At 70.1% G+C, this 13190-nt stretch carries 14 protein-coding genes and 1 pseudogene; 5 read left to right on the forward strand and 10 right to left on the reverse strand.

Translation table 11 applies throughout. From position 1 onward, the window contains the following. From ACFXMF_RS42495 to ACFXMF_RS42505, 3 genes are all read right to left on the reverse strand, one after another. On the reverse strand, positions 1-279 hold a 279-nt coding region (locus ACFXMF_RS42495; RefSeq protein WP_380021127.1), incomplete at its 3' end, for a response regulator transcription factor. Further along, the gene (locus ACFXMF_RS42500) at positions 276-1379 is read right to left on the reverse strand and encodes a sensor histidine kinase (protein WP_379992134.1); all 1104 of its coding nucleotides are present in this window, start codon (positions 1377-1379) and stop codon (positions 276-278) included. The genes ACFXMF_RS42495 and ACFXMF_RS42500, both read right to left, overlap by 4 nt. A 107-nt stretch (positions 1380-1486) precedes the next feature. Continuing rightward, positions 1487-2026 (reverse strand): hypothetical protein, encoded by a 540-nt coding sequence (locus tag ACFXMF_RS42505; protein ID WP_360313884.1) that lies wholly within the window; start codon positions 2024-2026, stop codon positions 1487-1489. Positions 2027-2449: 423 nt separating this feature from the next. Between ACFXMF_RS42505 and ACFXMF_RS42510 the strand changes: the two genes are divergently transcribed. Both ACFXMF_RS42510 and ACFXMF_RS42515 read left to right on the forward strand, forming a co-directional pair. Further along, positions 2450-2572 carry a hypothetical protein gene (locus ACFXMF_RS42510; protein ID WP_379992132.1) on the forward strand — a complete coding sequence of 41 codons (123 nt, stop codon included), beginning with the start codon at positions 2450-2452 and terminating at the stop codon, positions 2570-2572. Further along, on the forward strand, positions 2569-2934 hold the full coding sequence (locus ACFXMF_RS42515) for a hypothetical protein (RefSeq protein WP_379992131.1): 366 nt from the start codon (positions 2569-2571) through the stop codon (positions 2932-2934). The genes ACFXMF_RS42510 and ACFXMF_RS42515 overlap by 4 nt, the downstream gene beginning before the upstream one ends. A gap of 86 nt (positions 2935-3020) precedes the next feature. Here the strand turns inward: ACFXMF_RS42515 and ACFXMF_RS42520 are convergent, their stop codons facing one another. Further along, positions 3021-3827 (reverse strand): hypothetical protein, encoded by an 807-nt coding sequence (locus ACFXMF_RS42520; RefSeq protein ID WP_379992130.1) that lies wholly within the window; start codon positions 3825-3827, stop codon positions 3021-3023. Positions 3828-4626: 799 nt separating this feature from the next. On the opposite strand from ACFXMF_RS42520, the gene ACFXMF_RS42525 reads away from it, so the two are divergent. Continuing rightward, positions 4627-5109 (forward strand): hypothetical protein, encoded by a 483-nt coding sequence (locus tag ACFXMF_RS42525; RefSeq protein ID WP_360310164.1) that lies wholly within the window; start codon positions 4627-4629, stop codon positions 5107-5109. 114 nt (positions 5110-5223) lie between these two features. Here ACFXMF_RS42525 and ACFXMF_RS42530 read toward each other — a convergent pair. Beyond that, positions 5224-5653: pseudogene (locus tag ACFXMF_RS42530) on the reverse strand (transposase); the annotation flags it as partial. A gap of 367 nt (positions 5654-6020) precedes the next feature. Continuing rightward, on the reverse strand, positions 6021-7157 hold the full coding sequence (locus ACFXMF_RS42535; RefSeq protein WP_379992129.1) for a DUF6185 family protein: 1137 nt from the start codon (positions 7155-7157) through the stop codon (positions 6021-6023). Positions 7158-7865: 708 nt separating this feature from the next. Here ACFXMF_RS42535 and ACFXMF_RS42540 point away from each other — a divergent pair. Then, positions 7866-8558, forward strand: coding sequence for a DUF4232 domain-containing protein (locus ACFXMF_RS42540; protein ID WP_380018113.1), 693 nt, complete (start codon positions 7866-7868; stop codon positions 8556-8558). A 330-nt stretch (positions 8559-8888) separates the two neighbouring features. Next, positions 8889-9638 carry a hypothetical protein gene (locus ACFXMF_RS42545; protein WP_379992890.1) on the forward strand — a complete coding sequence of 250 codons (750 nt, stop codon included), beginning with the start codon at positions 8889-8891 and terminating at the stop codon, positions 9636-9638. A 221-nt stretch (positions 9639-9859) separates the two neighbouring features. On the opposite strand, the gene ACFXMF_RS42550 is transcribed toward ACFXMF_RS42545, so the two are convergent. The 4 genes from ACFXMF_RS42550 to ACFXMF_RS42565 form a co-directional block, all read right to left on the reverse strand. Beyond that, entirely contained in the window at positions 9860-10612 is a 753-nt protein-coding gene (locus ACFXMF_RS42550; protein ID WP_379992801.1) for a hypothetical protein, read from the reverse strand. Positions 10613-10713: 101 nt separating this feature from the next. Further along, entirely contained in the window at positions 10714-11409 is a 696-nt protein-coding gene (locus ACFXMF_RS42555) for an ester cyclase (protein ID WP_360310156.1), read from the reverse strand. 475 nt (positions 11410-11884) lie between these two features. Beyond that, complete coding sequence (locus ACFXMF_RS42560) at positions 11885-12409, reverse strand: hypothetical protein (RefSeq protein WP_379992800.1); 525 nt, start codon at positions 12407-12409, stop codon at positions 11885-11887. Between the two features lie 322 nt (positions 12410-12731). After that, positions 12732-13190, reverse strand: a 459-nt coding sequence (locus tag ACFXMF_RS42565; protein ID WP_380021129.1) for a MarR family winged helix-turn-helix transcriptional regulator, incomplete at its 5' end; no start/stop codon positions are given.

The raw sequence follows: 13190 nt of genomic DNA on the forward strand, positions 1-13190 counted from the left end.
GGCCACTCCGGGGTGGTCCTCGGTCAACCGGCGGGTTGCCTCGATGCCGTCGGTGCGGGGCATGCGCAGGTCCATGAGCACCACGTCCACCGGTCCCGCGGCCGCGGCGGCGAGCACCTCGTCCCCGTCCGCGGCGGCTGCGACGACGTCGATGTCCTCGGAGAGGGCGAGCACGGCCGCGAGCGGCTCGCGGACGGCGGCCTGGTCGTCGGCCACGACCACCCGCAGGCGCCGGGGCGCGTCGGTCGATCGCGGGTCGTGCCCTGTGGTGTCGCTCATCCCGGGATCACCGCCTCCACCTGCCAGCCACCTCGGTCCGGTCCCTCCGTGATCGGTCCCGTGGCGAGGGTTCCGCCCACCATGGCGATGCGCTCGCGCATTCCGATCAGTCCCATGCCGCTGCCTCCCCCGGCCGGCGCGCGGGTCGCGGGGCCATTACGGATCCCCAGTGTCGTCGACGCCGCGGCGAACGTCACCCGCACCCGCACATCGCCCCCGGGCGCGTGCCGGGCGGCGTTGGTCAGCGCCTCCTGGGCAATCCGCAGCAGGTGCTGGGCCGTTCGGGCCGGTGGTTCGCGTACGGTGCCGGCGACGGTGAGCGCGTCCCGGTGACCCGACGACTCGATCATGGCGGTCAAACTCTCCAACAGCGGCAGCGCGTCCTCGCGCAGCACGTGAACGGTCCATTGGGCCTGCTTCAGGCTCTCTTTCACCAGACTGTGTGCCCTGTCGTTGGCCTCGCGGACCCTGGCCAGGTCGCCCGTGTCGAGGAGGGCGTCCACCAGTTCGAGTTGCATGTTGATTCCGGCCAGCGAGTGCGCGAGCACGTCGTGCACGTCCCGGGCGATGCGGCTGCGCTCGGCCAGTGCGGCCGTGCGGGCCTCGGCGCGGGCGGCGCGCTCGGCGGATTCGGCGGATGCGAGCACGGCCTCCAGCGCCCGCTGCCGACTGCGGCTGACGATGCCCACCACCACCGGCAGGGCGATGGACAATCCGAGCCCCCAGGGCAACGCCTCGTGGCCCGGGCCCAGACGCAGGTACAACACTCCACCGCAGAGCAGACCGGCCAGCGCGGCGAGCGGGACGGCCCGGGCGGGTGGGAGCCGGTAGCCGATGTGGCCGACGAGGAAGTATGCAAACAGGTAGCCGGTGCCGCTGCGGGCGGTGCCGATCAGGCAGGCCGCCGCGACGATGCCCAACGACATCCATACGACGGCCACACGTGCCGGGACTTTGTCGTCGGGAATGTTTCGGCCCAGCAGGAACAGCGAGTTGACCGCGACGAGGACGACGACGGCCAGGCCGTGACCGCTGAAACCCATCGGGCGGATGGTCGCGATACCCACGGCGACGACGCCCAGGCTGACGGCCCACTGCACCCGGGGATCGCTCCGGACCATCGCTCGCGGGCCGGGCTCCCGCCCCGAGGACGGCCCGAAGACGGGGACGCTCTCGGGTACGGGCACGGCGCGACCATATCCCACGGTCAGGCCACCCGGTCGAGGGACGACACGGAGCGCGCCGCGTTCGCCGACGGCCCGGGGGTCGCCATCCGGCTCCGTACGAAGATCGTGGCCACCCGCGTGACGACCTCGGTGAGCGCCATCAGCACGAACGCCGCGACCCATGCCTGGCCGGTGGTGATGTGGTGGGCGAGGCTGAAGCGGGCGACGTCGTCGGCACCGCCGTGGTCGACCCATACCTGGAACCCCATCCGCGCGCCCATGCCCAGCACCCACAACACCGCGGAGACCGCGCCGGCCTTGATCAGCAGATGCCCGCCGGCAAAGCGGATCCGGGTGAAGACGCCGCCCGCCACGCCGAGCGCGGCGCCGATCGCCATCAACGCGCCGATCAACACCGTGTCGTTGCCCGCGGTGGGAATCGAGTGGAGGTACTTGAACGCCACGAAACCCACGATCCCCAGCGGGAGGAGGAAGGTCTTGCGGTCGAGTCGGTCCTCGCGCAACTGCCGGAAGACGACGAGGACGAGGAGGATGTCGGTGATCCAGTCTGTGGTGGTCATGTCGCCAGACTGCCGCCGGCGCCCTTCTCCGCGCCTGGACCCATGGGTGGAACAACGGGTGGAGACGCGGGTGGACCCCTACGACCACCCCGACCCCGACCGGGCCGGGCCCCGCCACCGGTCGGTCGTACCGATCCGGCACAGCGCTCGCGTCGCCGGTCGGGCCGGACCGGAAGGCATCCGGACGCACGGAGAGGCGAGGCTGTGTCAGGGCACGCCGGACCCGCACTCCACGCCGCCGCATTCGACAGCCCCGACATCACGTGCCCGCAGCCACACCACCGACCGGAGCATCAAGACCGCGCCGGCCCGTCGGCGGGCGCCCCTGCGGGGGGAGCGGGTTCCGTGAGGTCGACGACGGTGTTGCCTCGGCGGGACCGGCGCGCCATGGTCGAATGACTGTCGGTATCCGAGGGGCTCGTCATGGGTGAGCACAAGAAGCCGAACGACAAGAAGCCGGACGACACGCCGCAACCGACCCCGGGCCAGGACGGGCAGAACCCGGACGTGCACAAGCCCCGCGGCGGCGAGCACAAGAAGCCGTGACCGCCCACGAGGACGCCATGCGCGAACTCGACGCGCAGGGCGCGTTCTCGCGGGCCCCGTGGGTACGCGAGGCGATGAGCGCAGTGCGGCGCGAGGCGTTCGTCCCCGCGGTGATCCGGCGCGACGTCGGCGACGTCTACCCCCGCGTGGACCGGCACACCGATCCCGCCGGATGGGCTGCGGTGGTGCACGGACGCGGGCCGGTGGTCACCCGGGTCGACGACGGCGCGAACGGCGCACACGGCGAGGTGGCGACCAGCTCGATCAGCGACCGCCTCGCCGTCGCGACACGTACTCGGCCAGTGCCCGGTGGATGCCGGCCACCGTGGGGTTGCGCCCCTTGCGCTTGCCGGTGGGGATGATCAGGTCGGGCTGGATCTGCTGTCGAGCCCTTCCGGTGTGGACACGCCGATGTTCTCCCGCTCGGCACCCTGCGGGACCTGGCAGCTCAGCCGGCGCGCGCGGTCCACCGCGGCGGCGTCCACAACCGGGCACCGGCGCCGCCGACCTGGATCAGCGTTCCGGTATGTCGATCCTGACGCGCCGGGCGGAACCCGTCGATCGCGAACACCCGCTGTCCGCCGGTGATGTCGACGCCCTGCAGACCGGCCTCGTCGGCGATCAGCAGATGCTCTCCGTCGGTGAAAAAGCCGAAATCGCCGACCGACCAGGGGAACGTCGCGACCGCCTTGATCCACCGGACGCCCGCCGAGCGCAGTTCGATCGAGGTGGGGTCGAGAACGTGGACGGTACCGCTGCCGGCATCGCCCCCGTCGTACACCGCGATCCGCCCGTCGTCGATCCACACCACCGGCCGGTTCCACTCCGAGACCTCGGGATACACCGCACGGCTGGGCCCGTCCTCGGACTCGTACGGGTTCTCGCGCAACCAGGCGGTCAGGCTCCACACCGCCGGCATCCCCCACGGCTGCCACACCCAACCACCGTCGTAGACACGAGTCCCGTCAGGACTAAGCGACAGCGCGCCGTGGAAGTAATCGAGGTCGTACTCCGCATCGTCCTCGTCTTCATCCCGGCTGTCCCGCGCCGTAAGCACCTCGCCGGACGCGAGATCGGTGACATCCAACCGGTTCCAGTCGGTGCGATGGACGACAACCGGCCGGCCACCGTGTTCGGCGAACGCCAAGGCGAACGGCACGGTTTCACAGCAGTAACCCCCGCCGTCCAACTTCAACGCCGGCGAACCGGTGGTGAGATCGACGACGGTGCCGTACCGACCGCGGTCTTGAACCACCGCCGCCCAACGGCCACATCGAGACACATGAAGCCGCAGTCGAACGCCGCCACCGTCTTCGCACGCCGGCCTCTCCTCCCGATACCGGGCCACCTCCCGCACCTCGCCGGTCGTCGGCGTCCACCGCGCCAGCCGTCCGTCCTCGGACAACACCAGCCACGCCGGCCCCGCCTCACCGAGGGCCGCCGGCAACGCTGCCACATCCACGACCGGCCGCAGCGCGTCGGGAACCGCCACATCCACCGTAATCGTCGCCATATCGATCCCCTCGGTGCGCCCGCATGCCCCCGCGGCAACGCGAACAGCAGGTGATACAGCACCGTATCGGCAAAGTCGGTGACCGCCGCAATGCCGGTCACAGCGGCGAGGTCGGCACGGATCCGGTCCATGTCGGGCTCATTCTCGCGCAGGTCCGCCTCGGTATCGTCCAGCGAGAATTCCCCTCCGGTCGTCATGCCCGGACCAATCTCATACCAGGTACCACTGTATGTACCTGTTTCTGGATGGCGATCATGGCAATGCCTGATGCAGTCGGCGACGCCGGAGGAATCAACGCTTCCCCAACCATCCGACGTGGCGAGGATTGCCTGGGTGAAGCGACGGCAGTTTCACTACCGAAAAGGCGCCTTGGCAAGTCGACGGTGGCGCGTATGTGTTGGTTCCGGTTGAGGAATCCGCTTGTACGAACTTAAGGAACGAGAGCGGAAGTTCCCGTCGCGCGGGGAACCGCAGGTGGCAAGGTCCCCTAGCATCGCTTCATGATGAACATGGAATCGTCGGCACCGGCGCGGTGCCGCTGATGGGATATCTACTTCTCGCACTCATCGCTGCCTTCACCTCCCTCATTCTTGCCGTCACCGGACTTTCCACTCTTATCCGTCATGCCGCCGGCAGACCCGGCAAGCGGAACGTACTCTTCGGTGCCGCCTCTCTCACAGGTGCCGTCGCAGCGGCGTTCTTCACCGTAGGCTTCCTGGCGGTCGGATTTGCGATCCTGGATTCCACCGACGGCGGCACGAATTCCAGCCCGCCCCAGGCCTGCATCCGCGCGGGCGGAGCGGACAAGTCGAGGCACGTCAACGGCATCGAAGGCAGCATCCTGCCGTTCGGCTTCACGTGCACCGCCCCGGACGGAGGCGGCTTCCGCGCCGACGAAATCCCCAGGTATCTGACCCTCGGTGCGTACGGTCCCGGGCTCGCCGCAGTGACGATGTTCATCCTCGCGGCCGCCCGCCGGGAGGCACCTGTCCCGGGTGGGCCCCGCCAGGGCGCGCTCCGGTAGGCAGTTCGAGAACGTAGGGACGATCTGCGGCAACCATCGGCCCCATCGTGATCGTCCCGGTCGCGATCTTCATGTGGCATGAGGGGCGTCGGCGCAAGAGGAACGGTCCTTGATCGGGCCGGGCCGGGCCAACCTCCTCGTCATGAGGGTAATGGCGGCCCACGTGATCAAAGCCTCGCTGTGCCGAGGCAGCCTCTCGTAGTCCCCCGCGCGTCGGCGGGCGTGCATGATCCGGCCCCAGCGACCTTTCGACCACCCATCGGCGGGGCAACTGGACGAAACCGACCGCGTTCCTGGGCCGACTGACGGTCTTGATCGTCAACCTCAGGTGGGCCGTCGCCCACTCGATGAGGGCGCCGGCGTACGCGGAGTCCGCCCGGACGATGGTGATCTCGGGGTGCATCAACCCGAGCCTGAACAACATTTCCTCGGCGGCGTCGCGGTCGCTCAGGTCGGCCCTGGTGACCATGACCGGCAAGGGAAGCCCACGCGTGTCGACGACCAGGTGCCGCTTGCGGCCATTGATCTTTCTGGCGGCGTCGTAGAGGAACAGGGCGGCGTACGGGGCGACGGTGGCGGTGATCAACCGGCGGATCTCAGGAAAGCCCGACAGGAAACCAAGCTCTCCGAGCGCGCAACTGCCCCGGGGCGCCGTGGTGTCGGCGCTGGCGGCGGCGCGCGGGGACGCGGGCGCGCGGGTCGAGGCCGGCTACTTCGAGGGCGTGGTCGGTCTCGACGGGACACCGGTGCGACGAGTTGGCGGGTCGGCTCACCGGCCGAGGCCCGGAACACCTGCGGCCGCCTGACTCCCGGCTCAGCAGCGGGCTTTCGACCGCAGGTTCCTCGGTGCTGGACTCTCTCCCGTCGAGTCGGAACAGCCAGGTGCGCATCGTCGGGAACTCGGCAGGGTCTCAGCCGCCGGCGCCGGGTGCGGCCGGGGCGGGCGCGCCCGTTCCGTCGAGTGGGTCGGGCTCCGGGGCTGCGGGCGAGCCGTGCCGTACCTGCTGCCAAATCGACAGGATGGCCGCGAGTTGGGCGATGAGGAAGGCGATCTGGATCGACGCCGTACGCAATTGGTAGAGCGAGAGCAGCAGTCCCGCTCGGGTGGGCCAATACCTGCGTTCGACGCGGAAGGTGTCGATGTCCATGGCTATGCCGGTGACGGTCAGGATCAGCAGCAATAGGGCGGTCGCGAGCGTGAGGTTTCCGACTGCCTGGTGGAAGGCCGTGTTGAGCATGCGGTCGAAAAGGACGGGGAGGGCGTAAACCGCGGACAGGCAGAGCGCGCGCATCGGTCCGCGCCGTCCGGGCAGGACCCGCCACAGGGCGCCGAGGACGAACCCCGCCCCGGCCCAGGTGACCTGCCAGGAGGCCAGGTCCGTGATCGAATCGAGCAGGGCGTGGCGATCGTATGTGAGGTTCGTTCGGAGATCGCCCTTGATTCTCTCTGCCCAGAACATCACGGCTGTGGCCGGGATGCCGGTCATGCCCGCGAAGAACGAGGCACGGCGGGCGTTGCCCCACCAGGTCGGGCGGGGGCCCCAGGACAGCGCGATGTCGACCGGAGATACGGAGGCCGGGAGTGGGGAACGTCGGGGCCCGCCGGAGGTGGGGGGCGTGGGTGTGGGTGTGGGCCAGCGATGCAGGCGGTCCAGCTCGCGTTCGAGAACCAGTCGTCGACTGTCGTCCTGGCCCTGTTCGAGACGGCGCAGCCGGGCGTGCAGTTCGCGTTGCCGGCGTGCGGACTCGATCATGCGCCGTCGGTGGGTCTCGTCGACTACGGCGTGAAGGGATGTGTGCGGGAGAATCTCTCGGGCGAGGATCGAGTGTCGTTCGCCGAACGCGAGCAGCGCGGACAGACCCGCCCAGGTCAGGAGCAGGGACAGCAGCGGCAACGGCACACCCGCGTAGGAACCGATGACCGGGGCCACCACCAGGAGGAACAGCACTCGTATGGCGAAGCGTTCCGACCCGCGAGGGGCCTTCGTCGTCGTGGGAGTGCGAAGCTCGCGTGGCCAGAGGTCTGGCGTTCGAGCGTCTCGGTCCACCGGGTGCAGCAATGAGGGCTCGGGGCGGAGTGAAGGGGCAGGAGTCGCTCCGAGCCGTCGACGAACTCAACGCCCGGTTGCGTGATCAGGCACACCGGTTCGCACCGTGTCGACCCGACGACCGCAGTCGCTCCGACCAGTACTCCCCCAGCGGCTCCACAACTCCACGCTTCCCGCAACGAATCGCTCCAGGGCCCGTGCAACGCCTGGACGTCGACGCCCATTTCGCCCCCCGAATCGCCACACCCGCACGACGTCGATCCACGGTACGCCGCCACACACCCCGCCCTCGCCCGGGACTCCCACCGTCGGTCACGGGTGAGAGCCCAACCCGGCCCGGGACGCCGACGACGAGAGGCCGTCGGGCCGACAGTCGTCCGGAACACGTGTGGTGGGGCGGCGTGTTGCCGAGCCGTGGACGGGTCCGGTGGTCGGGTCAGCGGCCGGCGGGGCCGTTGTAACACCGTCCGCCTGGGCGGCCGGGACGGCTGTGACCAGGGCGAACGTGGTGTCGTCGGGGAGTGGGGCGGGGCGGGTCCGGGTCGTTGGCGTTCCTTCTCGTGACCATGTCACCGGTTGGCGACAGCGGTGTCGTGGTGCGACGACTCGGGTATCGCCCGGGCCGGCCGGCCGACCATAGTCGGTCGGGCAGGCACCGAGGAGCCGAGAGCGTTTCGGCTCCAACCACCGGACACCAAGGGGTCGTTCATGTTCCGCAACCGTCGCACCGCCCTCCTCCTCTCCGCCGCCGTCCTCGGCGGCGCGATGATGACGACGGCATGCCAGGACACGGACTCGAACTCCGACACCGGGGCCGCCCAGGGCTCCTCGCCCGCCGCCCCGCCCGCCGCGTCGACCACCGGCGGCACCCCGGGAGGCAGCGGAGGCGGGACCGAACCCGCCGGGAAGGTCTCCCCCGGGAAGACCTCCGGCGGCCAGGGCACGACCACCACAGGCGGCGGGAGCGGCGGCGACGACACCTCGATCGGCAAGTGCCGCACCGACGACCTCCGGGCCACCGCACAGGACGCCACCATCGGCGGCGACAACGAACTCACCGTCGCCGTCACCTTCAAGAACATCGGCCACAACTGCACCATGTCCGGCTTCGCCGGCGTCGACCTCCAGACCGCCAAGGGACCCCTCTCCGCGAAGCGCGTCGGCGCCCCCGCCGACCCCTTCACCCTCAAGAGCAACACATCCGTCTCCTTCGGCGTCACCTACCCCAGCGGCGCCACCGGCGACCACGGCGTCAAGGTCACCGGCCTCCAGGTCACCCCGCCCGGAGAGACCAAGACCATCACCCTCACCTGGCCCGGCACCCCCACCGTCCCCGTCGTCGACGGCACCGGCTCCCCCATCAACGTCGGCCCCATCGGCAGCGCCGGCCAAGGCGGCTGACCCACACCACCCGGCACAGCCAGAGCCATGTGGACCTCGTCGACTGATCCCCACACGCAAACCGCGAACGGTCCCGCGAACCCGACAGGTTCGCGGGACCGACATCCGACGTTCGCCGACGCCGACGCCGACGCCGACGAGCACGAACGCAGCCCCACCCGCGAAGCTCGGGCGGGTCAGCACGTATTCCGATGATCACCCACCGCCGGGGTGTACCCAGGGTCGACGGCATGACACACGAGCCCGGGGACCCCTGAGGACGATGACACCCGAGATGGCCGCCCGGACCCATGTGTGGCGCGTCGACGAGGAGTACACAGGCGCCCGCATGTGGTCCTCGTCGCGGCCGTCGCGAACAAGGCCGAGCCGGCGACCTGGGCCGACAAGGCGGAGGCCGCGGCCCGGCGCGATCTCGATGCGTGGCGCGGCCCGCGACTGCCGGTCGATCGCTTCGTCGTCTACATAACGCCCGATCGACGTACCTTCGACGAGATCGCGACGACCAAGGGGCGCGGCCCCGCGGCGGGCGTGTGCGTGGGCCTGGCCCCCCTCACCTCGACCGAGGGCAAACAGACCCGACAGGCAGGATGTCGCGTCGTCGTGGACGGCGCGGGGAAGGGGTTCGCCACCTCCGACGACGCGATATTCAAGTCGATCGTCGAACACGAACTGGGTCACGCGATGGTCGCCGGTTTCGCCCCCGCGTGGACCGAGCACGTGAGTTGGGTCGCGGAGGGATTCGCCGAGTCGCTGCCGTGGTCCAACCCCCGGATGGCGAACATGTACAACCCGACCGCACGCGCGCACGTCAAGGACGGCGGATTCACCGGCAGGCTCCCCACCGACGGCGAGATCCACAGCGCCGACCCCGCGACGTCGTCGATCAACTACCACCTGTCGATGCAGGCGATCCGCTTCCTGGCCGAAGAGTTCGGCACGGGCAAGGCCCACACGTTCGTCGCCGAGGTCTATCGCGACGCGAGTCGCCTCGACGCCGCGCTCACCGCCGCAACGGGCTTGGACCGAGCCGCGTTCGAACGCAAGTGGGCCCTGTACGTCAAGGACCACCCGGGCAGCTGACGCGAACGAGGCGTGGCGTGCATTTCCGCGTCGAACGCCGCACGCCGCACGCCGCACGCCGATCCTCGGGCAGCGCGGCACGGATTCCCGCCGGTGTGTTCGGCGACTCGACGCGCACGACGGGTGGTCGGCGTGGGGAACGAGACGACCGGAGACCGCGGCGCGGGCCCCGGGGAGGTCGGGCCCTCGGGGCCCGCGCCGGTTCCGGGACCGGGCGTGGTTCAGCCGGTGGGTTCCGGCGGGTAGGTGCTGGAGACGGTGACGTCGTTGAGGTCGAAGGCGAGGCCGTCGTTCGCGTCGACCGAATCGCCGTTCATGCGGCGCGGGCTGATCCGGTGGCTCTGGGCCCACAGGGCGCCGGACGTGTGGGCCGGTACGTGCAGGTCCATGTGCTTGGTGGTCGCCTGCCTCACACCGACGTCGGTGGTGGTGGCGTAGCCCAGCCCGATGCCGTAGTTCGCGGCGAGTTCGCCACCGATGCTGCCCCGGTCGTCCGAGCCGATCGACACACCGAGGGAGAACCCGACGTCGACGTTGTAGTCGGCGGAGAAGGTGCTGCTCCGGTCCTGTGAGACGCCCACGGTGACGTCCTCGTAGGGGTCCTGGTCGGTGCCGCCCGTGGTGTTGTCGCGAAAGAGCACCCGGTGGTAACGGACCTGACGTTCCAGGGTGTGGAAGGGCGTGTCGGCGACCTGCTGGGCGGCGGTCATACCGGGGTCGTGGATCGCGTTGCACGGCACGATCACCCGGTGGTCGGTGACCGGATCGGTGTACTCGGGCGGTTCGGCGGCGCTGGTCGGCGCCGGCACCTGCGCGACGTTCCCCGTGCTGTCGTCGAGTATCGGCAGTTGCAGCACGTACACGGTGTCGGTGGGGGCTGTGGTGTCGTAGTTGTTCGCGGTGCGGTAGGAGTTGACCGCCATCAGCATGGTGTGCGGGTCGGTCCAGCCGCTCTGGCCGGTCGGTGAGGCCACTCGGTTCCAGCAGGCGAGACAGTCCTGCGCGCCGCTGCCGTCGTCGTCCCAGACCCGGCCGCCGACGGGCTCCGAAGCGACCGTGGCCGGAGGAGCCGGCGCTACGGCGTGATCGCGCCGACCTGGCGAAGCATCGCGAGGTTGTCCCAGTTCCACCAGCCTTCCACGATCTTGCCGTCACGGAAATGGAAGTTCGTGATGCCGGTGAACGAGACGTTCTCGTTCGTCGGCGCTATGCCGCCGAACTCGCCGATGTGCCTGCCCACCCAGCTCCACCGGACCGCGACTTCGTCGCCGTCCGCCAGCGCGCTGTCCACGGTGAACTCGAAGTCGAACGCCGCCCGGTAGCCCTCGATCTCCCGGCGGATGCCGTCGACGCCGCGGGTGTCCTCGTCGTTGGCGACGTCGTGATCGTGATAGTCGGCCGCGAAGAGCTCGTCGAGTCGACCCAGGTCTCCCTTGGCGATAACCTCCTCGAAGAGGCGCAGCGCGCTCTGCTTGTTGAGCTGTTCGTCACGCAACACGTCGAGGTCGGTGAACGTCGGCGGTTCGTCGCACAGCGCGACCATCTCCTCGAAAATCCGGTTGGTCTCGGGGAGTGACGAGTTGCGTTGCGCTTCCTCGTACGACGGGAACTCGACCATTTCGACGATGTGCGTCGCGTCGGACCTGTCCCGACCCACGATCGCGTGCGTCGCGGTCCGCTTGCCCTTCGTCTGCTCGACCCATGTGTCCATGAGCCGGTTCATGTCGTCGACCCTGCCGGTCTTGCATTCGATGAGTTGAACGAACGTCACGGCGTGCCTCCAGAAACTCTCGGGCTGCCGCCAATACCACCTTATGCCTCGTTCCCGGGGACGTGGTGAGTTGCTTCGGGAGGGGTCGGACGGCTGCGGGTTTCGGGCCTCCCCCGACCCCGGCGCCCAGCCACCGACCCCCGCGTCCGCGACGCGCCGGACCCGGGTCCTGATCCGATCGGGCGACCGCGCACCCGGGCGATACATCGAGGCCGACCGCCGTCCGGATCCGCCGCCGAGCCACGCCCGACCCTCCACCGTCCGGCGCGCCCCCATCGCCGGACCGACCCCCGCTCGATGCTGCCGTCCCCGGCCCCCGCTCGCAACAGAGCCTGCCGCCTACCGCCCCGCCCCGGACCGGATACCGGGTCGGGCACGGATCCGGTCCGGGGTGCGGTCAACGTGCCGTTCCCCGCTGTCCCTTCTCGGACATGTCGGTCACGGTGGCAGACGCCGCCGACGTCGGCCCGGGTGGTCAGCTGCCGGGTCGGTCCGCGCCGTATATCCCGTCGAAGACGACGCGTTGGGGTGGTGACAGGACGGCTCGGGCGGCGGCAAGGAGGGTCTCGCCGCCGTCGGCGCCCAACGGCCAGTGGCAGTCGCGGGCCGTGCCGAGGTGCTCGCGGGCCTTCTCGGGGTCCGCCGGGAGGCCGTCGCTTCCGCGCAGGTACGCCAAGGCCAACTCGAAGTGGGCGTTGCCCTGGACGAAGCCGTCGTCGTCGTAGCGGAGCGAGGACGTCTCCAACAGGTCGTCGATGAGGTCCGCGGCTTCCTCGTGGCCGAAGTCGGAGGCCACGCACAACAGCTTGTAGACCAGTTCGTCGAGGTCTTCTTCCTTGCCCCCGCTGTCGGCGAGGAGGCTGGACACGGTCTCCGGTCCGCCCTGCCGGGCGAGTCGTACGTACTCCTGGAAGGAAGGGGTGGACCCGGGCCCCGGGCTGACGATGTAGTCGCACCGGTAGCGGTCGTGGAACGGCATGCCGCCGTCGGGAGTTGTCATGGGCGCACGGTAACGCCGGGCACTGTCATGGGAGTTCGCGTGGCAACGACCAGGTCTCCGTGCCGCTGGACGTGCCGGGCGGCAAGGGGGTCGTCGACCTCGAACCGTGACGACGGCGGCCCGTCGGCTCCCGGGCCGGACGGCGGGCAAACTGCCGCGGCGGCGCCGATGGCACCGCCGGCCGGCGCATCAACGCCCGGTCCGGATGGAGGGCGGCTTCGTCACGGCGTATGGCCACACCGCCGCCGAGGGCCGCACCTTCCCCGTGCACCGCGGCACCGGCGTCGCAGAGCGGACGGAAGGCCCCGCCCGCGGACGGCGTTCAGCCTCCTTCGAGTTCCCGGCGCACGGTGGCGGCGATGCGGGTGAGTGCGGTCTCCAGGTGGCGGCGTTGCGCGGCGGTGAGGGGGTCGAACACGAGCCGCTTCACCTGGGCGACGTGTTCCGGGGCGCTTTCGACGAGTTTGTGCCGGCCGGTGTCGGTCAGGGTGGCGAGGGTGTAGCGGCCGTCGCCGGGGTCGGGTCGGCGGGCGACCCAGTCGCGGGTTTCGAAGCGGTCCATCGTCTTCGACAGGCGGGGCTGGGTGCTGTCGCAGACCCGGGCCAGGTCGCTGAGCCGCATCGTGGCCTCGTCGGCCGCGGACAGCCGGGCCAGCACGCCGTACTCGAAGTTGGAGATGCCCGCATCCCGCTGGAGTTGGCGGTCGAGGGCCGCGGGGAGGGCGACGACGACCGTGAGCAGCGCCTGCCACAGGTCCTGCTGGTCGTCGTCGAGCCAGGG

The organism is Embleya sp. NPDC059213, assembly GCF_042754445.1.
In the GTDB taxonomy this organism is placed as follows: Bacteria; Actinomycetota; Actinomycetes; order Streptomycetales; family Streptomycetaceae; genus Embleya.

What these genes read in the sequence shown, in the direction of transcription:
- ACFXMF_RS42540 (WP_380018113.1), top strand. Translation starts at nt 7,866, where the DNA reads ATGTTCCGCAACCGTCGCACCGCCCTCCTCCTCTCCGCCGCCGTCCTC.
- ACFXMF_RS42510 (WP_379992132.1), top strand. Translation starts at nt 2,450, where the DNA reads ATGGGTGAGCACAAGAAGCCGAACGACAAGAAGCCGGACGACACGCCG.
- ACFXMF_RS42560 (WP_379992800.1), bottom strand. Translation starts at nt 12,409, where the DNA reads ATGACAACTCCCGACGGCGGCATGCCGTTCCACGACCGCTACCGGTGC.
- ACFXMF_RS42505 (WP_360313884.1), bottom strand. Translation starts at nt 2,026, where the DNA reads ATGACCACCACAGACTGGATCACCGACATCCTCCTCGTCCTCGTCGTC.
- ACFXMF_RS42525 (WP_360310164.1), top strand. Translation starts at nt 4,627, where the DNA reads ATGGGATATCTACTTCTCGCACTCATCGCTGCCTTCACCTCCCTCATT.